The following is an 18,873-nucleotide window of genomic DNA, read 5'->3' as shown; positions in this document are numbered from 1 at the left end:
CGTACATGAAGATTTTGTTGTTGCAAGGACCGCTTGGCCCCTTCTTTCAGACCCTCAGCCAGACCCTGAGCGAAGCGGGCCATGAGGTTTACAAGATCCATTTCAATGGCGGGGATGAGTGCTGGCCTTGCGTCGGTCACAACGAGCGTTTCACCGGCAAGCCGGACACCTGGAATACCTTCTTTCGCCGCTTCATCAAGCGCCATCGTATCGACAGCCTGATCTGCTATGGAGATTGCCGCTATTACCATCTGCAGGCCATTCGCATCTGCAAGCTGAAGAAGATCGCCGTCTGGGCCATGGAAGAGGGTTATCTGCGCCCGGACTACGTGACGCTGGAGCAAGGGGGGGTGAATGCCTTCAGCCCGCTTTATGCCAAACGTGACCAGCTGGCCGAGATGCAGTGGCCCGCCCCTTATGATGCGCCATTGCAGGTGGGCAAGACCTTTGGTCGCCGCGCCTGGTATGCCAGCCGCTATCACATCAGCAAGAATCTGTTTCACTGGCGCTACCCCCATTTTGTCAACCACAGACCCTGGAGCCTCTATCAGGAGGCCAAAGGCTGGGTGGCGGGCGGTCTGGTCAAGTGGTGGTACAGAGGGGCGGATCGTCGCCTGCTCAGGGCCTTGCCCCAACACAAGGGCCATATCTTCTTCGTGCCCCTGCAGGTCACCGAAGATTTTCAGATAAGGGAGCACTCTGACCTGAGCGGAGTGGAAGAGATGGTCGCCCAGGTGATGAACTCCTTTGCCCGACATGCTCGCAGTGAGGATGTCTTGCTGTTCAAACATCATCCCATGGACAGGGGTTACGTCAGCTACCAGTCCCAGATCAACCGCCTGGTGACGCTGCTCGGGCTGGAAGGGCGGGTGTTCTACGGTTATGACTTGCCGCTGCCGACCCTCTATCCCCTGCTCAAGGGGGTCATCACCATCAACAGTACTGTCGGTCTCTCGGCCCTGCTGCACGATGTGCCGACCTTCTGCATGGGACGTGCCCTGTACGATCTGCCGGGTCTCACCACCCGTGGCACCCTTGAGAAGTTCTGGCACAAGCAGAGCCCGGTGTGCAACGACACCTTCGAGCGGATGCGACAATCCCTGCTGCATCTGACCCAGCTCAATGCCAGCTTCTATCGCCATCTTGAACTCAGCGCCATGGCAGTGATGCAGAAGATCCATCGACACAGTGAACAGGTGGCGCCCACCAAACAGGGGGTCGCTTCCCGGCTATCTTCCTGTCTCATCGGGGCCATAGGTGCACTGGGTACCTTTGGCTTGCTGTCAGAGGAGATGCTGACACCGATGGCGCTGCTCTAGACCTCCACTCACCCACAAAAAAGCCCGCACTTGCGGGCTTTTTTTATGGTCGTTACAGGCTGCGGGGGCGCAGGTGGGCATGCCAGCGTGCTTCCCACTTCTTGAACAGCCAGACGATGACAAAAGTAAGCAGCATGTAGAGCAGGCCTGCGGTCAGGAAGGCCTCGAACGGGCTGTAGTAGCGGGAGTTGATGATCCGCGCGGCGCCGGTCAGGTCGACGATGGTGATGATGCCAGCCACCGCCGAGCCCTGCAGCATGAAGATCACCTCGTTGCTGTAGGCGGGCAGCGCACGGCGAAACGAGTTGGGCAAAATGATGCGAGTGAGGGTTTGCCAGCGGCTCATGCCAAAAGCGTTGGCCGCTTCAATCTGCCCCTTGGGCATGTTGAGCACGGCGCCGCGCACTATCTCTGCGGTGTAGGCGCCGGTATTGAGGGTGAACGCCAGCAAAGCGCAGAACCAGGCTTCGGCAAACAGGGTCCAGGCTGCGCTGTTTTTCAGCCACTCCCACTGGGCAGCGCCGTAGTAGATGATAAAGAGCTGTACCAGCAAGGGGGTGCCACGAAAGAAGTAGATATAGGCCCAAATCGGCCCCTTGATCAGCCAGTTGCGACTGTTGCGCAGTATCCCCATGGGTACCGCCAGCGCCAGACCGAGTATGAGGGATGCCGCCACCAGCAGCACTGTGGTGTAAAGCCCCTGCCAGTAGGTAGGCCACTCTTTGAGAATGATTGAGAAATCCATGGCTTACCTCGTCTTTATCGCGTAGTGACGCTCGGCCCACTTCAGTGCCGAGGTGGAAACCGCAGTGAAGATCAGGAAGATCAGGGCCACCGCCATGTAAAAGGTGAAGGGCAACTGGGTCGAGCCTGCCGCCAGGGACGCTTTGCGCACCATGTCATCGAGGCCGATGATGGAGACCAGCGCCGTGGTCTTGAGCAGTACCAGCCAGTTGTTGCCAAACCCCGGCAGGGCATGGCGCATCATCTGGGGAAACAGGATCCGCACAAAGACCTGGGTTGCCCGCATGCCAAAGGCGCGAGCGGCTTCCAGCTCCCCCTTGTCCACCGCCAGGATGGCGCCGCGGAATGTCTCCGTCATGTAGGCACCGAAGATGAAACCTATGGTGGCCACCCCGGCCGCAAACGGGCTGATATCGATGTAATCAGGCAGCAGGGAGACCCACTCCTGATTGGGATTGCTCTCAAGCAAGAAGTTGTTGTAGGTCTCGTTGACCCAGGTACAGACGCTGTTGATCAGCACCTGACCGCCGAAGAACAGCAGCATCATCAGCACCAGGTCGGGAATGCCGCGAATGACGGTGGTGTAAGTGGTCGCAATGCCCCTGGCCCACTTGTAGGGCGACAGTTTGGCGAGCGCTCCCAGCATCCCCAGCAGCAGCGCCAGCAGCAGCGAGGCCAGCGCCACTTCCAGAGTGACCCAGGCGCCCTCCAGCAGGGAGGCTTCGTATCCTTTCAAATCAAACATATGCAGCTCCATTGCACATTGAGTGGGCTCGCCCCTCCCAAGCAGAGGCTCCATATTCTTTAAAACCACACATATGCAGCTCCATTGCAATCAAGCAGGCCCATCACTCCTTGCGGGAGATAACGGGCCCGATATGACGACTGACGGGAGTCAGCCTGTCGTTCCTGGTTCGCCGTCGGCACCGCAAGGACCCCAAGCCTCCTCCTGGCTCTTTCATACAAGGGAGGAAGTTTGCAACACCTCCCCTTTGTGAAGGGGAGGCCAGGAGGGGGTTTTGATGATCCGCCGTAGACGACATTCGGTTGTTATTCGCCGTAGACGTCGCTTTCTTACTCGCCGTAAACGACCCTCTGCTTATTCGCCGTAAACGTCGAACTCGAAGTACTTGTCGTTGATTTCCTTGTACTTGCCGTTGGCGCGCAGGGCCAGGATCGCCGTGTTGAATTTCTCTTTCAGATCCTTGTCAGCCTTGCGAACGGCGATGCCGGCACCCTCACCAAACCACTTGGGATCGGTCAGTTTCGGGCCGACGAACTCAAAGCCGTCACCGCCCTCTTTTTTCAGCAGACCATCGGTGATGGCAGCGGAGTCGGCCAGCACATAGTCGACACGACCGGATTTCAGATCGAGGTAAGCTTCATCGGCGGTGCCGTAACGCTTGATGGTGGCGTTGGGGAAGTTGTCGGTGATGTAGGTATCCATGGAGGTAGCGCGTTGCACCGCCACGGCCTTGCCATCCATGAATGCCTTGTCGAGTTGAACGTCAGTGCCTTTCTTGGCGGCGAAGCGAGCCGGAATGTGCTGGTACTTCTGGGTGAAGTCCACCTTCTTCTTGCGCTCTTCCGTGATGTCCATGGTGGCGATGATGGCGTCATATTTGCGCGACAGCAGCGCCGGTATGATGCCGTCCCAATCCTGTTTGACCAGGGTGCACTTCACCTTCATCTCTGCGCACAGGGCGTTGGCGATATCGATGTCAAAGCCTTTCACTTCGCCACTGGGCTCGGTCCAGGAGAAGGGAGGATAAGCACCTTCCACCCCGATCCGCACTTCTTTCCACTCCTTGGCCATCAGGCTACCGGAAGACAGGGCAGTCACTATGGCAGTCGCCAGCATCAGCTTGTTCATGTATCTCTCCTTGATAAAATCGTCGACTGTTAACGTTGGATCCCGCCCATCAATAGATGGAAGAGATAAATTGCTTGAACCGTTCCGATTTGGGATGGGCGAAAATCTCCTTGGGGTTGCCCTCCTCTTCCACGCGCCCCTGATGCAAAAACATTACCTTGTTCGACACATCACGGGCAAACGACATCTCGTGGGTCACCACCAGCATGGTGCGCCCCTCTTCGGCCAGCTCACGCATCAGGCCGAGCACCTCACCCACCAGCTCGGGATCGAGCGCCGAAGTGGGTTCGTCAAACAGCATCACTTCGGGATCCACTGCCAGCGCCCGGGCAATGGCCGCACGCTGCTGCTGACCACCGGAGAGGTGGCCAGGGTAGTAATCCCGGCGCTCCCACAGGCCCACCCGATTGAGCAGATGCTCCGCCTTGGCGATGGCTTCGGCGCGGGGGATCTTCAGCACCTGGATAGGTACTTCGATGATGTTCTGCATGATGGTCATGTGCGACCAGAGGTTGAAACTTTGAAACACCATGGCCAGACGGCTGCGGATACGCTCCACCTGACGCACATCCTCCGCCAGCCGCTCGCCAGCCCGGTTGGTTTTCATCCGGATAAGCTCGCCATGAAGCGAAACCGTGCCGGAAGAGGGTGTTTCCAGCAAATTGATACAACGAAGAAAGGTCGACTTCCCCGAGCCGGAGGAGCCGATCAGGGAGATCACGTCCCCCTTGTGGGCGGTCATGTCGATGCCCTTGAGCACTTCGTGGGTGCCGAAATACTTGTGCAGTTCACGAACTTCCAGTGCGGCAACGTCGCTCATCCATTACAACCTTGTCTGTCCCTAGACGCCGCTACGGCGTGACTCAGCCATCGTCCATTTAACAAAAAGTTAACCGATGGCAACCTTCAGCGAAAATATCACTCGACTAGTCAAAAAACAATACAGAACGGCGGTCTTTGGTGTTTTGTCTGTATTTTTATTGGTCTAATCGGTATTTTTCAGCACTTTGTCTGCATAAAACCCTATCCAGACCAGTACGGCAACACCGCCTTTTTATACCCACATCGCAAGGGTGGCAAGAAAATTCCTGCATCATGGTCATAACCGTACCCAAGCAGCTTTATTCACCCTGCGGATGTTTGCATCTTGTTGAAAAGTGGGCTGACTCGTCGATTCTCCTGCTGCACCAAGGCGAGCCACTGCGCCACATCAGTGCATGGATTTGCACCAAAAGCATAACAACTTGATAAAAAAGCCCCGGATGAAACATCCAAACTCACAGATATGTGACACAGAGCCAATAAGTAGTGATAAGGTGTCATTTTTATCAGTTTTGTGATCGAGGCCCCGATGTTGCTCAATGTATTGCTGATCCTGCTGCCGCTGGCAATCGGCTATCTGATCCCCCTCTCTTCCGCCCGGCTCATCAAGCTGGTCAATCAGTCGCTGGGCAAGATGGTCTATCTCATCCTGTTTCTGATGGGGCTGGGGCTCGCCTATGTGGAGAACCTGGGCAGCAACCTTGCGGTGATCTTCAAGGTGGCCGGTGTCATGCTGGCCGCAATTACCTTCTGCAACCTGCTGGCGCTCTGGTGGCTCGACAAACGCAGCCCGCCGACCCATGAGGCGAGTGACGCCAAGATGCCGAGCAAGCTGCACCTGCTGTGGGAATCACTCCAGCTCTGCTTCGTGGTGCTGGGGGGCGTGCTGCTGGGGCTGCTGGTGGATCTGCGGATCTTGCCCATCGACAAGTTGAGTGAGTGGGCCCTGATGTTGTTGCTGCTGCTGATCGGGGTGCAGATGCGCAACTCCGGCATGCGACTGCGCCAGATCCTGCTCAATCCCTGGGGCATGAAAATCGCCTTTACCGTCATCGTCAGCAGCTGGCTGGGCAGTCTGCTGGCAGCCCAGTTGCTCGGCATGCCATTCAGCCATGGCTTGGCGATCAGCTCCAGCTTCGGCTGGTATTCGCTGTCGGGCATTCTGGTGGCCGACAAGCTGGGGCCTGTGCTCGGCTCCGCCGCCTTTATCAACGATCTGGGTCGCGAGCTTATCGCTATTCTCATCATCCCCATGTTGATGCGCCGCCACCCCTCTGCCGCCATCGGGTACGGTGGCGCCACTGCGCTGGACTTCACCCTGCCGGTCATTCAGAAATCCGGTGGCATCCAGGTAGTACCTGTGGCGATTGTCTCCGGCTTTATCCTGAGCCTGCTCGGCCCCATCCTGATCCTGGGCTTCCTGGCCATTTAAACCAGCCGACCCCATCACGCCCGACCCGAGTGTCGGGCTTTTTTGTGCCAACCCCTTGCCGCCGGTTCACCAGCCATAGGCAAGCAGAGCCGGATCCGCTAGGCTCACCCTCAGTTTTCATTTGCTGGTCAACCCTAGCCCCATGAATTATCTGGCTCATCTGCATCTGGCTGCCCATACCCGAAGCTCCCTCACCGGCAATCTGCTGGGGGATTTTATCAAGGGACCACTGCCAAGCGCCCTCGCCCCCGAGTTCGACGAGGGGATCTGGTTGCATCGCAAGATTGATGCCTTCACCGATGCACACCCGGAGCACAGGGCGGCGGTGGCCTGCTTTGAGGCGCCCTGGCGCCGCTTTGGCGGCATACTGGTGGACATGCTCTACGACCACTGGCTCAGTGTGCACTGGCCACAATTTTGCGCAGAGCCTCTGCCCCGCTTTTTGCAGCACAGCTATGAGCAGCTATTGGCAGATCACCTGCTGCTGGCAGACGGCTTGCCAGCGGCGCTGAAACGGATGGCGGAGCAGAACTGGATTGCCTCCTATCGTCACAAAGAGGGGCTGGGCCGGGCCCTCAACGGCATAGGCCATCGTCTGCGCCGCCCTGTGTTGCTCGGCGATGCCCTCACCACCCTGGATGAGATGGATTGGCATACCTGCGAGCTGGGCTTTCTGCGCTTTTATCCCCAACTGATGGCATTTAGCAAGCAGCAGCTCGCCCACTATCGCGAGACAGGCGGCCACGCCGGCTTGCGGCCATAAAAAACCGGACCCGGGGTCCGGTTTGCAGATAAAGGCGCACTGAACCAGTGCCTTATTTCTCTTCTTGTGAAAGCTCACCCTTCTTCTTGCGAATGCTGAGGCCCAGCTCCCGGCCACGCAGGCGGGCGTAATAGATGGTGCCGACAAACGCCAGTGTGGTGAACACCAGTTCAACCACAGCCAGCCAACGCTCCCCTTCATCTGTGGTGATCAGCGTCAGGGCGTGCAGGAAATATGGCATCAGCACGAAGTTGCCCCAGGCGTGGGTGTAAGGGTTGCCCTGTGCTATGCCCTTGAGCGGGAACAGGAGCGGTACAGTCCAGATCACCGGCAGCAACCAGGGATTGAGGTCAGGGTGGGGAGAGAGAAACAGGTGCCAGAGGATGACCCAACCCAGCAGACCAAAGAAGCCGACCAGGGTCAGCAAACGGGCGAAGCGAGTGGTCACTTGAGGATCTCCAGCACCTGCTCGGGGGGGCGGCCGATGCGGGCCTTGCCATCTTTGATGACGATGGGGCGCTCGATGAGCTTGGGATGCTGGTGCATGGCGCGAATGAGGGCATCGCCGCTCTGATCCGCCAGCCCCAGCTCTTTGTAGAGATCTTCCTTGGTGCGCATCAGCTGGCGCGGATCGGCAAAGCCCAGTTGGGTCAGCAGGGTGCGAATGACATCTTCACTCGGCGCCTGCTCCAGATAGAGCACCACATCCGGGGCGATCCCGTGCTGTTCCAGCAGGGCCAGGGTTTCACGGCTCTTTGAACAGCGCGGATTGTGGTAGATTTGGGTCTCGCTCATGGTAACTCCCTGATTGTTCGCAAGATGGGACAAGAAACGGCGCTATTGTAGGGGAAACGGATGGTCAGGGTAAGCGGCAGGGCACAGGAAATGAAACGAATTTGTTGGCTGATTGTGGCGGCTCTGCTGACGGCCTGCTCCCCAGCCCCCGAGTTCAGCAACAGCCAGGGTCAGCCGGTGACGCTGGCGCAGTTTGCCGGCAAGCCGCTCCTGGTCAACTACTTCGCGCCCTGGTGCGCCCCCTGCCTGCGGGAATTGCCGCTACTGGAAACACTGGCGCAGGAGGGCAAGATAGCCGTGGTGATCATCAGTTACGATCCCGCCACCCCGGCCGAGCTGGGGGCACTGGCCAGTCGCCATCACATCAGAGTCCCGCTGCTGATCGCCGATAAAGAGGCGCACCTCCCCATCTCTCTCCCAACCGGGCTGCCCACCAGCTATCTGCTCGATGGCGATGGCCGATTGCAAGCGACGCTGGTGGGAGAGCTCGACGGGCAGAGGATTGCCGCCCTCAAGCTGCGGGCTGCGCAATTTCGTTAGATAAACTCCCCTCCCCTTGCCAGGGGAAGCACCGATGCGCCTTCCTGACATTTGAGCGTCTGCGACGCTTCTCTTTCATCACGAGTCTGCCGCCCCGCCCCCTTGTGAAGGGGTAGCCGGGAAGAGTCTTCCATCCGGGAAGAAAACGGGGCGCGCCATTGCTGGAGCACCCCGTTTCACCGCTTGTCTGAGTCATCACCCTTTCAGGCTGTCGAGATCCTTTTTCGCGCGCTCCAGCTCTGTGATGCGCGCCTCCAGTCTGGCCAGGGTCAGCTTGTCGCTGGTGGTGCCACGGGCCACGATCAGCTCGTCGATGGCGGCTTGATAATCCCCCCGCAGGGAGAGCATCTCGGCGCGTGCCATGTGCAACTCTGTCATTCGGCCCGCCTTGCGATAGGCATCGGAGAGCAGGTTCCAGGCCAGGCTGTTCTCTTCGTGATCCCGGGCATAGGGGTCCAGTATGGCGATGGATTTCTTGTAATCGCCCCCTTCCAGATAGGCGTTACCCAGGTTGACCACCACCACTTCGTTATCCGGCATGCGGGCGCGGAACTTCTCCAGCCGTGCAATGGCCTGGGCGCTGCGCCCCTTGGCGAGATCGATATCGGTCAGGGCATCGACCACGAACAAGTCTTCCGGATGACGGGTTGCCAGCTCCTGCATCAGGGTGTCAGCCTCATCGGTGCGCTTGAGTTGCAACAAGGCCAGCGCCTTGCCATAGGTGGCCGCATCCTTGAGGGGGTAATCCCCTTTTTGCAGACGACTGTCGAAATAGCTGAGCAGCGCCTGTGGGGTCTCGGTGCCATAGCGCACCTGAATGCGCACCTTGGCCAGCCAGAAGTCGAGGCTGGGGGGCAAGTTGCGGCGCCCATAGCTGTTGGCGCGGCCGCGGGCCTCGGAGATCCGGGTCTCGGGCAGGGGGTGAGTGAGCAGCATCTGGGGCGGCTTGCTGGCGTAGCGATACTCGGCCGCCAGTTTCTGGAAGAAGTTGGCCATGCCCATGGGGTCAAACCCTGCGTCATACAGGGTCTTCATGCCGATCCGGTCCGCTTCATATTCGTTGTCGCGGGTGTAGTTGATGGCCGATTGCATCGACAATCCGAGGGTGGTCTGCAAGGCGGCGATACCGGCGGTGGGGTTGATCACCGCCAGCGCAATGGAGCCCACCAGCCCGGCCAGGGTCATGGCGGAGCTGCTCGCCTGCGCCTCCATGTAGCGGGCGATGTGACGCTGGGTCACGTGAGTGATTTCGTGCGCCAGTACCGAGGCCAGCTCGCTCTCGCTGTCGGCATAGAGGAAAAGGCCGGTGTGCACCTTGACCCGACCACCGAGGAAGGCGGCCGCGTTGATGCTGGGATCATTGATAAGGAAGAAGGTAAAGGGAAAACGCACCCCGTCGGCGTTGGTCAGCAAGCGCTGCCCCAGATCGTCTATGTACTGACTCAGCACGGGATCATCTATGATCGGCAAGCCGGCCCGGGCGAAACGCATGAAGGCATTGCCATAGCGCACCTCCTGCTCGATGGGCAGGGCGGCCACCCCGGCGGTGCCTATGTCGGGAAGCTGATTGCTCGCCTGGGCATGGAAAGTGGCCCCCATCAGGGAAGCCAGCAGGGGAAGCGATGCCATCAAAGGGGAAAAGCGTGCCACGTTATCTCTATCTCCAATCAGACCCTACCGGGACACCGGCAGAATACCCTTGCCCCTCAAGGGCTACAAGCGTTGTTTCATGCTCTTATCACGGCCATAATAACCGCTTCATGCCCGATGGAGCCCCTATGGAACACCTCGATCTGACCCCCTGGCGCTGCCCGGAGCCACTGATCCGGCTCAAGCTCTGGTTGCGTCAGGCGACGCCCGGTCAATCCTTGTCCATTCAGCTGGCAGACCCGGGCTCCCGGCAGGATATTCCAGCCTACTTGCAACGCCAGGGGCACAGCTTCTGGTTGCGACAGGAGCCGGACAATACGATCTTTTTGCAGTTGGTTGTCGGGGCCAAACAGCCATCATGAGCCCCAGTCACGAAAGGATGCTGTCATGTTAGAAGTACTCAAGCGCTGGTATCAGACCCGTTTCTCCGACCCCGATGCGGTCACCCTCTTCCTGTTGCTGGTGTTCGGCTTTGCCGTGCTCTGGCTGTTTGGCAACCTGCTGGCCCCCATACTGGTGGCCATCGTCATGGCTTATCTGCTGGAGTGGCCAGTCAACCGGCTGCAACGGACCGGCCTCTCCCGGGCTCTTGCCACCACGCTGGTGCTGCTGCTGTTCATCGCACTGACAGTGATGGCCTTGCTGGGACTGATCCCGACCCTGGTGAGTCAGGGCATCAATCTGGCCAAGGAGTCTCCCTCCATGCTGGCCCATGCCCAGGACTATGTGCGCACCCTGCCAGACCTCTATCCCGAGATCATCGACGTCACCCTGGTCGAGACTGTGATAGACAACATTCGCCAACGCATCCTGAGTGGCGGCGAGCATCTGGTGAGCGCCTCCCTCAGCTCGCTGGTGAACGTGGTCGCTCTTCTTATTTACCTCATTCTGGTGCCGCTGATGGTGTTCTTCATGCTCAAGGACAAGCAGCCATTGCTCAGCGGGCTCACCCGCTTCATGCCGCGCAACCGGGCTCTGGTCAAGCGAGTCTGGACCGAGATGAACGGCCAGATCATCAACTATGTTCGGGGCAAGGTGATCGAGATCCTTATCGTCGGGGTGGCTACCTATATCCCCTTTGCCCTGATGGGACTGCGCTACTCCGCCCTGCTGGCGGTGGCGGTCGGCTTCTCCGTGCTCATTCCTTACATAGGCGCGGCAGCGGTCACTGTACCTGTGGCCATGGTGGCCCTGTTCCAGTGGGGATTCTCTTCTGATTTCGTCTGGCTGATGGTGGCCTATCTGGTGATCCAGGCCCTCGATGGCAACCTGCTGGTGCCTCTGCTTTTCTCCGAGGCGGTCAACCTGCATCCGGTGGCCATCATCATAGCCGTGCTGGTGTTTGGCGGCCTGTGGGGGTTCTGGGGCGTCTTTTTCGCCATTCCCCTCGCCACCCTGGTCAAGGCGGTGATCAATGCCTGGCCCAAGCGGGATGATCCTGCCCTGCCCGGCGTCTGAGGGCGCATGCACCTCTCAGGTGACAGAGGGTGACAACCAACAATCATGAAACAAAGAAGGGAGCCCACGGCTCCCTTCTTTGTCATGCAATTGTGGTTGTCGATATCAGAGCCCGGCCAGAAATGCCGTCAGTGCCTGGTTGACGAAGGCGGGATTTTCCAGCGTGGAGATATGGCCTGCGGCCGGGATCTCCTTGAAGGGGCAACCCAGCACTTCGGCCATCAGATAACCCTCCAGCACGGGGCGTGCCTTGTCTTCGCAGCCGGTCATGACCAGCGCCGGCACCCTGATCTCTTCCAGCCAGTCGATACGGTCTTCCCGGGTCACAAAGCTGCGGCCCACCGCCACCATGGCGGCTATCTTCTCCCCCGGCCAGGAGGCAAGGCGTTCCTTGAATCCGTCAATCAAGGCCGCATTCGGCTGATTGGCAAAAAACAGCGGCGCCACCTGCTCCACTATGGGTGCCGGTATTGCGCCGAGCTGCCCAATCATGCCCAGCATGCCGAGGTAACGCTCGCAGGTGATCTGGGGCTCGAGACCGACGAAGCTGTCCATCAGCACCACTCCCTTGAGACGGGTCGGTGCCATCCTGGCCAGCTCGACACCCCACATGCCACCGATGGAGAGACCCACCAGCACACACTCTTCGACCCCGAGGGCATCGAGCAGCGCCAGATGATCCCGGGCCAGGGTCGCCAGGGTGCAGGGACCCTCCGGCAACCGGTCGGAATCGCCATGGCCCCACAGCTCGGGCACGATACAGCGGTACTGGCCCTTGAGCGCGGCAATCTGCGGCGCCCACATGGCGCTGTCCCACAGGTAGCTGTGGCCAAACAACAGAACCGGGCCCTGCCCCTCGTCCAGATAGGCCATTTGGCGGCCCGCTATCTCCATAAATTGCTTCATGTTTTCTCCTGTTGCCTGCTGCTGATGATGAGACGGCAATACAAATCGCCATAAATGGCTTCATGTTTTTTCTATTGCCAGCGGCTGATGAGGCGGCAGTGTAAATCGCCATGCTGTTTTGCTGCCAGCGACGGGGCGGCAGTGTAACACGCAGTCCTTGGCAGTGGCGCCTCCCTGGTGCAAGCTGAAGATGACTCAAGGAAAGGACTCAAAAAGGAGAAAGCCATGCCGAAGGAAAAGAGCAAGAAGCGCCCGCGTCTGGACAAGAAGTGCTATGAGCATCACCTCACCCATCTGCAGGAGGAGCTGGTCAAGCTGCAGGAGTGGGTCAAGCAGGAGGGGCTGAAGGTGGTGGTGCTATTCGAGGGGCGCGATGCCGCCGGCAAGGGCGGCGTCATCAAGGCCATCACAGAACCACTCAACCCACGGGTCTGCCGGGTCACCGCCTTGCCCGCTCCCTCCGATAGAGAGCGATCCCAGTGGTATTTTCAACGCTATGCCGCCCACCTGCCCGCCGCCGGTGAAATGGTGCTGTTTGACCGTTCCTGGTACAACCGGGCCGGAGTCGAGCGGGTGATGGGGTTTTGCAGCGATGCGGAGTATCGCGAGTTTTTACGGGCCTGTCCCGAGTTTGAACGCATGCTGATCCGCTCAGGAATCACCCTGATCAAATACTGGTTCTCGGTCTCGGACGAAGAGCAGGAGAAGCGTTTCAAGGAGCGGATCAACACCCCCATCAAGCGCTGGAAGTTCAGCCCCATGGACTTGCAATCCCGCTCGCGCTGGGTGGAGTACTCCCGCGCCAAGGATGACATGTTCACCTACACGGACACGGAAGACTGTCCCTGGTTCGTGGTCGATGCCGACGACAAGCGCCGGGCACGCCTCAACTGCATCGCCCACCTGCTCGGCAAGGTGCCCTACGAGGCGATCCACTACGAACCCATCAAGCTGCCCCCCATCACGACCGAGGGGTACGAGCGCCCGCCGCTGGCCAGCCAGACCTTTGTACCCGACATTACCGCCGAGCTGGAGGCCTGATCACCATCACCCTGCCTGCCATGTTCCCGAACGGCAGGCAATAAAAAGCCGGTCTGACGACCGGCAAAAAGGCATTGAATACTAAGGAAAACCAGCGCAAAAAATCAGGTACGAATGTACTTGGCGGTACGAGGGAACGCCTGCTCTTTGGCGTCAAACAGATAACAGGCTTCAGCCGGGATACCCACGCTGTAGGTCTGACCGGTTGCCACATCCACGTCCGAGGTGGCCTTGACGGTAAAGTCGTGACCATCCACATCCATATAAACGAAGGATTCCGCGCCCAGGTGTTCAGCCACCTGCACTATCCCGCCCACCTTGCTATGAGCATGGGGGTGATCGAGCGGGAACAGATGCTCGGGACGAATACCCAGCTCTACCTTGTCACCGACCGAGCCACGACGGGCATCGACCCGCGCCCGCACCGTATCGCCGGAGGTGAGTTTGACCACACACTCCTGCTCGCCAATCTCCAGCAATTCGCCCGACAGGAAGTTCATCTTGGGTGAGCCGATAAAGCCCGCCACGAACTTGTTGTCCGGGTTGTGGTAGAGATCGAGCGGGGTACCGAACTGCTCCAGGTTGGTTTGGGCCTCGCCCTTGAGCGGGCTCAGCACCACGATGCGGTTGGCCAGTGTCATGGCTTCCACCTGATCGTGGGTCACGTAGATGATGGTGGAGTTGAGCTCCTTGTGCAGTTTGGCGATCTCGATGCGCATCTTGACCCGCAGGGCGGCATCCAGGTTGGACAAGGGTTCGTCAAACAGGAACACCTGCGGCTGCTGCACTATGGAGCGACCTATGGCCACCCGCTGGCGCTGACCGCCGGAGAGCGCCTTGGGCTTTCTGTCCAGCAATGGCTCAAGCCCCAGGATTTCGGCGGCGCGCATCACCCGCTTGTGGATGTTCTCCTTGTCCATCTTCTTGAGCTTGAGGCCAAAGGCCATGTTCTCGTAGATGTTCATGTGCGGATAGAGAGCGTAGGACTGGAACACCATGCCGACGTTGCGCTCCACCGGCGGCACGTCGTTCATGTAACGACCGCCGATAGTCAGCTCACCGCTGGTGATGTCTTCCAGACCCGCGATCATCCGCAGCAGGGTGGACTTGCCGCAACCGGACGGGCCGACGAAGACGATGAACTCCCCTTCCTTGATGGCCAGGTTGATGTTGCGCAGCGTGTCCTTGTGGACCGCCGGATCGTAGTTCTTGCGAACGTTGTTGAGTACTACTTCAGCCATGACGAGCTCCGCTCTTGAATCTTTGCAAATCGTGACGGCGGGGGGAGTCAGCTCCCCCGGCCATTAAAACCGTTAGCCGTTAAACGTTAGCCTTTCACACTGCCGCAGTGAGGCCACCGACCAGCCAGCCCTGTGACAGACCAGCAGGAACACCTTGGTGCTGGCTGTGTGGCGCATGCGGCAACACACTTAACCTTTCACGCCACCGGCAGTGAGGCCACCGACCAGCCAGCGCTGCGCCATCAGGAAGACCACAGTAATAGGCAGACCCGACAGGACAGCTGCAGCCGCAAAGTCACCCCACAGATAGTTCTGCGGATAGAGGTATTGCTGGGCACCGACCGCCAAGGTCAGGTTGTTCACATCCTGCAGCAGAATGGAAGCAACGGGCACCTCAGTGATGGTACCGATGAAGGCCAGAATGAACACCACCGCCAGAATGGGCACCGACAGGGGCAACAGGATCAGGCGGAACGCCTGCCACGGGGTCGCGCCATCGATGGCTGCCGCCTCTTCCAGAGAGGAGTCTATGGTCTCGAAGTAGCCCTTGATGGTCCAGACGTGCAGCGCTATGCCACCCATGTAAGCCAGGATAAGGCCACCGTGGGTGTTGAGACCCAGCCAGGGCACATAGTCACCTATCTTGTTGAACAGCGCATAGATGGCCACCAGTGCCAGCACGGCCGGGAACATCTGGAAGATCAGCATCCCTTGCAATATGGTCTGCTTGCCGCGAAAACGCAGGCGGGCAAACGCATAGGCACAGGTGGTCGACAGCGTCACTATCATCAGGGCCGTGATGCCGGCGATCTTGATGGAGTTCCACAGCCAGGTCAGCACGGGGAACGGCGGCGGCGTTATGCTGCCATCGGCGTTGGTGATGGACATGCCCAGCGCCAGCTTCCAGTGATCCAGGGTCGGATCGGAGGGGATGATTTCCCCCACCGAGAAGTTGCCGTTACGAAACGAGATGGCGATGACCATGATCACCGGGAAGATGATCAGCGCCAGGAAGGCCCACATGACCAGGTGGGTTGCCCACACCCGGTATTTGACTGATTTGGGTTGTACGATAGCCATTGAGAAGCCTCCTTACTGTTGCTTGTCGGCTTTGGACAATTTCAGGTTGAGCAGTGCAAGCGCGCCGACGATCAGGAAGATGGCGGTAGCGATGGCACTGGCCAGACCGTAGTCCTGACCACCCGAGCCCTGGAACGCAATCCGGTAGGTGTAGTTCACCAACAGATCCGTGGTACCGGCCGGGGTACTGGCGCCTATGATGTCCGGCGCCCCGTTCGTCAACAACTGTATGAGTACGAAGTTGTTGAAGTTGAAAGCAAAGGATGCAATCAGCAGCGGAGTGAGCGGCTTCATCAAGAGCGGAACCGTGATCTTGAAGAAGTTCTGCACAGGGCCGGCACCGTCCATGGCGGACGCCTCGTAGAGATCATCCGGAATGGCTTTGAGCAAGCCCATGCAGAGGATCATCATGTAGGGGTAGCCAAGCCAGGTATTGACGATGAGGATCATCACCTTGGCCAGGAAGGGGGTGGTGTACCAGTCCGGCTTGATGCCGAACGCCGCTTCCAGGAACAGGTTGATCTCGCCGAAGTTCTGGTTGAACAAGCCCTTGAACACCAGGATGGAGATAAACGCCGGTATCGCATAGGGCAGGATCAGCATGACCCGATAGAAGCCGCGACCTCTGAGCTGTTCCCACTGCACCAGACATGCCATCACCATGCCGATGGCCAGGGTGAAGCCCACTGAGCCGGCGGAGAAGATCACGGTCCAGACGAAGATCTGCATGAAGGGACCCTGGATACCCGGGTCTGTCATGATGCGCACGAAGTTTTTCCAACCCACGCTCACCACGAAACCGGGGGCCATGCCCTTGCCGACAAACTGTCCCTGCTCGTCGATGTATTGATAGAAGCCGGTGTCACCGTTGGGCAGCATCAGCTCGCCGGTCTGGGTGTCACGCAGCAGGTTGCTGTCCTTGATCACCACGCCGGATTTGAGCACGGCGCCATCCATCAGCCGGGTGTACTGCTGCTTCTGAGCGGCAAACTTGCGCAGGCTGCTCAGGGTCAGGTGAATGCCACCTTCCGGCAACACCAGATCCAGCGCGCTCAGGTGAGTGCGATGATCGACGATGGCACGAATGGGGGCCACCTTGTCCACGGCCTCTTCTGCCAGAGGCTGCAACTGAACAACCTGGACTGCGTCATGGACTCTGCCCTCGCGGACAGCCAGTTCACGGGCCTTGTTGTTCATCAGAGTAAGGGGTTGACTGATAAAGGCTTGGTCGTCCTGTTTCAGCAACAGCTGAAACTGATTGTTCTCACCACCCAGCAGGGTGAAATCGAATTCACCGCCAGCCACCTTGTAGCTTTTTTTCAGATGGTAATCCCGTGCCTGCTCAAGGGAGAGCAAGTTGGCTCCCGAGTAGTTGGTGAAGGCGATGCCGATCGTGTAGGCAAGAGGGAAGATGATAAACACAACCATGCCAGCCACACCGGGGAAGATATAGCGGTGGGCATAAGTCTTCTTGTTCATGAAGACATACAGACCGACGGACACCACCACCAGATCGAGCAGAGCGAATACCCACTCACCGCTGGCGTACATCATCACGGCCGCATAACCGTTGAGGATGGCTACCAGAGCAGCGATGGTCCACTTAAGCCAGGTGTGCTTATCCTTCGGACCGGCATAGGATTCAATAGAAGGTACTACTTCCATGCCAATTAACCTTTATAACGCCAAGAGAGATTTGAGAGAGTGGGAGGCCGTTGCGGCCTCCCGGGTAGTGCATGCTTACTGAACGATACGCTTGGCAGCGGTATCCAGGGCTTCGTCAACGCTCTGACGGCCGGAGGTCACGTTCTTGAGGGCAGTTTCGAAGGAAGACCAGAAACGGCTCATCTCGGGCACGGACGGCATCGGCTCGCCATTCTGGGCGTTCACCATGGTTGCCTTGATGTGCGGATCGGATTCCAGGGTCTTCTGGAAGGACTTCAGTGCTACGGCACCCAACGGCTTGTCGGCGTTGACCGGCGCCAGACCGGCATCGGTCAGCAGGTAGTTTTCCAGGAACTCGATAGCCAGATCCTTGTTCGGGCTGGCGGCGTTGATGGTCGCACCCAGTACGCCAACGAAGGCTTTGGCCGGGTTGCCCTTCAGGGTCGGCAGGGACGCTACACCGTACTTGATGCCGCTCTTGTCCAGGTTGCTCCAGGCCCAGGGACCGTTGATCATCATGGCCACTTCGCCCTTGTTGAACTTGGCGTCCATCACACCGTAGTCGATGCCTTTTTCCAGGTGACCGGATTTGATCATCTCGGAGATATAGCCAACACCGGCCTTGGCACCTGCGTTGTTCACGCCGGTATCTTTCACGTCATAACCGGTAGCGGTTTTCTTGAAGGCATAGCCACCGTTGGCAGCCACCAGCGGGTAGCTGAAATAGGGGGTGTCATAGGCCCACATGATGGCGCGCTTGCCATTTTTCTTCAGCGCTTCGTCGATCTTGGCGATCTCTTCGAAGGTTTTCGGCGGCTCGGGCAGCAGATCCTTGTTATAGATAAGGCTCACGGCTTCTACTGCAACCGGATAACCGTAGGTCTTGCCATCCACTGCCATGGCATCCCAGGCGAACTGTTCAAACTTGGCTTTGGTGGCTGCGTTCGGGGTAACAGGGACCAGCAGACCGGCCTTGACCCACTCACCGTAACGGTCGTGAGCCCAGAAGAAGATGTCCGGACCGTTGCCGGTGGCAGCGGCTTGCTGGAATTTCACTTCCACCTGATCAGGGTGAGCAACCGTCACCTTGATGCCGGTTTCGGCTTCAAACTTCTTACCTACTTCAGCCAGACCATTGTATCCCTTGTCACCGTTAATCCAGATGGTCAGTTGACCTTCGTCAATGGCGGCAGTGGCAGAGCAAGCCACGCCCAGAGTAGCCAGACCGATCAGGGATGACAGCAATTTCTTTTTCATGAGCCTTTCCTTGTATTAGTTCCGCGCTGTAAGAGCATTGTGTGCGAGATGAATATTATCCCAAGCCGCTACTGCCTCACATGACGCAACTCGCATTTTTGAAATGCAATTACGTATTTTCTTCCAGAAAGTTATGAAAACATTTTCTTATTTCAGGGAGTTATCGCCATTTATTGGCATATTTCTCGCCAAAAACAGAAATTAAATTACCAAATGGAAATAAAAAAACACAAATGAAAGGGTTTTCACTGCATTGAAAACCCTTTCACGGTGGTTATTCTGTTTAA

19 protein-coding genes are annotated in these 18,873 nt (G+C 58.4%); 7 read left to right on the top strand and 12 right to left on the bottom strand.

Going from position 1 to position 18,873, the window contains the following annotated elements:
- Positions 1–5 precede the first annotated feature (5 nt).
- Complete coding sequence (locus GWQ29_RS09385; protein WP_275919282.1) at positions 6–1,319, top strand: capsule biosynthesis protein; 1,314 nt, start codon at positions 6–8, stop codon at positions 1,317–1,319.
- A gap of 52 nt (positions 1,320–1,371) precedes the next feature.
- On the opposite strand, the gene GWQ29_RS09380 is transcribed toward GWQ29_RS09385, so the two are convergent.
- The 4 genes from GWQ29_RS09380 to GWQ29_RS09365 form a co-directional block, all read right to left on the bottom strand.
- A complete protein-coding gene (locus tag GWQ29_RS09380; RefSeq protein WP_005310139.1) occupies positions 1,372–2,064 on the bottom strand; it encodes an ABC transporter permease in 693 nt (230 codons plus the stop codon).
- A 3-nt stretch (positions 2,065–2,067) separates the two neighbouring features.
- Entirely contained in the window at positions 2,068–2,808 is a 741-nt protein-coding gene (locus tag GWQ29_RS09375; protein ID WP_005310137.1) for an ABC transporter permease, read from the bottom strand.
- A gap of 354 nt (positions 2,809–3,162) precedes the next feature.
- A complete protein-coding gene (locus GWQ29_RS09370) occupies positions 3,163–3,936 on the bottom strand; it encodes an ABC transporter substrate-binding protein (protein ID WP_005310135.1) in 774 nt (257 codons plus the stop codon).
- 49 nt (positions 3,937–3,985) lie between these two features.
- Complete coding sequence (locus GWQ29_RS09365) at positions 3,986–4,756, bottom strand: ABC transporter ATP-binding protein (protein WP_005310133.1); 771 nt, start codon at positions 4,754–4,756, stop codon at positions 3,986–3,988.
- A 531-nt stretch (positions 4,757–5,287) separates the two neighbouring features.
- Here GWQ29_RS09365 and GWQ29_RS09360 point away from each other — a divergent pair.
- Positions 5,288–6,190 carry a lysine exporter LysO family protein gene (locus tag GWQ29_RS09360; RefSeq protein WP_034523538.1) on the top strand — a complete coding sequence of 301 codons (903 nt, stop codon included), beginning with the start codon at positions 5,288–5,290 and terminating at the stop codon, positions 6,188–6,190.
- Positions 6,191–6,332: 142 nt separating this feature from the next.
- The gene (locus GWQ29_RS09355) at positions 6,333–6,953 is read left to right on the top strand and encodes an ACP phosphodiesterase (RefSeq protein ID WP_275919281.1); all 621 of its coding nucleotides are present in this window, start codon (positions 6,333–6,335) and stop codon (positions 6,951–6,953) included.
- Positions 6,954–7,005: 52 nt separating this feature from the next.
- Here GWQ29_RS09355 and GWQ29_RS09350 read toward each other — a convergent pair whose 3' ends face one another.
- Positions 7,006–7,401: a DUF2069 domain-containing protein gene (locus GWQ29_RS09350; protein ID WP_111588653.1), complete on the bottom strand. Its 396-nt coding sequence runs from the start codon at positions 7,399–7,401 to the stop codon at positions 7,006–7,008.
- The gene (gene arsC, locus GWQ29_RS09345) at positions 7,398–7,748 is read right to left on the bottom strand and encodes an arsenate reductase (glutaredoxin) (RefSeq protein ID WP_021138542.1); all 351 of its coding nucleotides are present in this window, start codon (positions 7,746–7,748) and stop codon (positions 7,398–7,400) included. Before arsC ends, GWQ29_RS09350 begins: the two co-directional genes overlap by 4 nt.
- A gap of 60 nt (positions 7,749–7,808) precedes the next feature.
- Between arsC and GWQ29_RS09340 the strand changes: the two genes are divergently transcribed.
- Entirely contained in the window at positions 7,809–8,288 is a 480-nt protein-coding gene (locus GWQ29_RS09340) for a TlpA disulfide reductase family protein (RefSeq protein ID WP_275919280.1), read from the top strand.
- A gap of 195 nt (positions 8,289–8,483) precedes the next feature.
- Here GWQ29_RS09340 and GWQ29_RS09335 read toward each other — a convergent pair whose 3' ends face one another.
- Positions 8,484–9,917 (bottom strand): M48 family metalloprotease, encoded by a 1,434-nt coding sequence (locus GWQ29_RS09335; protein WP_021138540.1) that lies wholly within the window; start codon positions 9,915–9,917, stop codon positions 8,484–8,486.
- A gap of 149 nt (positions 9,918–10,066) precedes the next feature.
- Between GWQ29_RS09335 and GWQ29_RS09330 the strand changes: the two genes are divergently transcribed.
- Positions 10,067–10,300 carry a sulfurtransferase TusA family protein gene (locus GWQ29_RS09330; RefSeq protein WP_111588651.1) on the top strand — a complete coding sequence of 78 codons (234 nt, stop codon included), beginning with the start codon at positions 10,067–10,069 and terminating at the stop codon, positions 10,298–10,300.
- 25 nt (positions 10,301–10,325) lie between these two features.
- Entirely contained in the window at positions 10,326–11,396 is a 1,071-nt protein-coding gene (locus GWQ29_RS09325) for an AI-2E family transporter (RefSeq protein ID WP_021138538.1), read from the top strand.
- Between the two features lie 105 nt (positions 11,397–11,501).
- Here the strand turns inward: GWQ29_RS09325 and GWQ29_RS09320 are convergent, their stop codons facing one another.
- Positions 11,502–12,302 (bottom strand): alpha/beta fold hydrolase, encoded by an 801-nt coding sequence (locus GWQ29_RS09320; RefSeq protein WP_021138537.1) that lies wholly within the window; start codon positions 12,300–12,302, stop codon positions 11,502–11,504.
- A 225-nt stretch (positions 12,303–12,527) separates the two neighbouring features.
- Here GWQ29_RS09320 and ppk2 point away from each other — a divergent pair, with 225 nt between their 5' ends.
- Positions 12,528–13,343, top strand: coding sequence for a polyphosphate kinase 2 (gene ppk2, locus GWQ29_RS09315; RefSeq protein ID WP_021138536.1), 816 nt, complete (start codon positions 12,528–12,530; stop codon positions 13,341–13,343).
- A gap of 104 nt (positions 13,344–13,447) precedes the next feature.
- On the opposite strand, the gene ugpC is transcribed toward ppk2, so the two are convergent.
- From ugpC to malE, 4 genes are all read right to left on the bottom strand, one after another.
- Entirely contained in the window at positions 13,448–14,584 is a 1,137-nt protein-coding gene (ugpC, locus tag GWQ29_RS09310; RefSeq protein WP_275919279.1) for a sn-glycerol-3-phosphate ABC transporter ATP-binding protein UgpC, read from the bottom strand.
- Between the two features lie 189 nt (positions 14,585–14,773).
- Positions 14,774–15,664 carry a maltose ABC transporter permease MalG gene (malG, locus tag GWQ29_RS09305; RefSeq protein ID WP_017412117.1) on the bottom strand — a complete coding sequence of 297 codons (891 nt, stop codon included), beginning with the start codon at positions 15,662–15,664 and terminating at the stop codon, positions 14,774–14,776.
- Between the two features lie 12 nt (positions 15,665–15,676).
- On the bottom strand, positions 15,677–17,329 hold the full coding sequence (gene malF, locus GWQ29_RS09300) for a maltose ABC transporter permease MalF (RefSeq protein ID WP_059113440.1): 1,653 nt from the start codon (positions 17,327–17,329) through the stop codon (positions 15,677–15,679).
- A gap of 75 nt (positions 17,330–17,404) precedes the next feature.
- On the bottom strand, positions 17,405–18,586 hold the full coding sequence (gene malE / locus GWQ29_RS09295; protein ID WP_005310106.1) for a maltose/maltodextrin ABC transporter substrate-binding protein MalE: 1,182 nt from the start codon (positions 18,584–18,586) through the stop codon (positions 17,405–17,407).
- Between the last annotated feature and the right edge of the window lie 287 nt (positions 18,587–18,873).

The sequence above is a fragment of the Aeromonas sp. 2HA2 genome (genome assembly GCF_029237345.1).
GTDB classification, from domain to species: Bacteria; Pseudomonadota; Gammaproteobacteria; order Enterobacterales; family Aeromonadaceae; genus Aeromonas; species Aeromonas salmonicida.
This window is presented reverse-complemented; position numbering and strand designations above follow the sequence as displayed.

Coding starts and splice junctions, on each gene's coding strand:
- GWQ29_RS09385 (WP_275919282.1), top strand. CDS start 6: ATGAAGATTTTGTTGTTGCAAGGACCGCTTGGCCCCTTCTTTCAGACC.
- GWQ29_RS09380 (WP_005310139.1), bottom strand. CDS start 2,064: ATGGATTTCTCAATCATTCTCAAAGAGTGGCCTACCTACTGGCAGGGG.
- GWQ29_RS09375 (WP_005310137.1), bottom strand. CDS start 2,808: ATGTTTGATTTGAAAGGATACGAAGCCTCCCTGCTGGAGGGCGCCTGG.
- GWQ29_RS09370 (WP_005310135.1), bottom strand. CDS start 3,936: ATGAACAAGCTGATGCTGGCGACTGCCATAGTGACTGCCCTGTCTTCC.
- GWQ29_RS09365 (WP_005310133.1), bottom strand. CDS start 4,756: ATGAGCGACGTTGCCGCACTGGAAGTTCGTGAACTGCACAAGTATTTC.
- GWQ29_RS09360 (WP_034523538.1), top strand. CDS start 5,288: ATGTTGCTCAATGTATTGCTGATCCTGCTGCCGCTGGCAATCGGCTAT.
- GWQ29_RS09355 (WP_275919281.1), top strand. CDS start 6,333: ATGAATTATCTGGCTCATCTGCATCTGGCTGCCCATACCCGAAGCTCC.
- arsC (WP_021138542.1), bottom strand. CDS start 7,748: ATGAGCGAGACCCAAATCTACCACAATCCGCGCTGTTCAAAGAGCCGT.
- GWQ29_RS09340 (WP_275919280.1), top strand. CDS start 7,809: ATGGTCAGGGTAAGCGGCAGGGCACAGGAAATGAAACGAATTTGTTGG.
- GWQ29_RS09335 (WP_021138540.1), bottom strand. CDS start 9,917: ATGGCATCGCTTCCCCTGCTGGCTTCCCTGATGGGGGCCACTTTCCAT.
- GWQ29_RS09330 (WP_111588651.1), top strand. CDS start 10,067: ATGGAACACCTCGATCTGACCCCCTGGCGCTGCCCGGAGCCACTGATC.
- GWQ29_RS09325 (WP_021138538.1), top strand. CDS start 10,326: ATGTTAGAAGTACTCAAGCGCTGGTATCAGACCCGTTTCTCCGACCCC.
- GWQ29_RS09320 (WP_021138537.1), bottom strand. CDS start 12,302: ATGAAGCAATTTATGGAGATAGCGGGCCGCCAAATGGCCTATCTGGAC.
- ppk2 (WP_021138536.1), top strand. CDS start 12,528: ATGCCGAAGGAAAAGAGCAAGAAGCGCCCGCGTCTGGACAAGAAGTGC.
- ugpC (WP_275919279.1), bottom strand. CDS start 14,584: ATGGCTGAAGTAGTACTCAACAACGTTCGCAAGAACTACGATCCGGCG.
- malG (WP_017412117.1), bottom strand. CDS start 15,664: ATGGCTATCGTACAACCCAAATCAGTCAAATACCGGGTGTGGGCAACC.
- malF (WP_059113440.1), bottom strand. CDS start 17,329: ATGGAAGTAGTACCTTCTATTGAATCCTATGCCGGTCCGAAGGATAAG.
- malE (WP_005310106.1), bottom strand. CDS start 18,586: ATGAAAAAGAAATTGCTGTCATCCCTGATCGGTCTGGCTACTCTGGGC.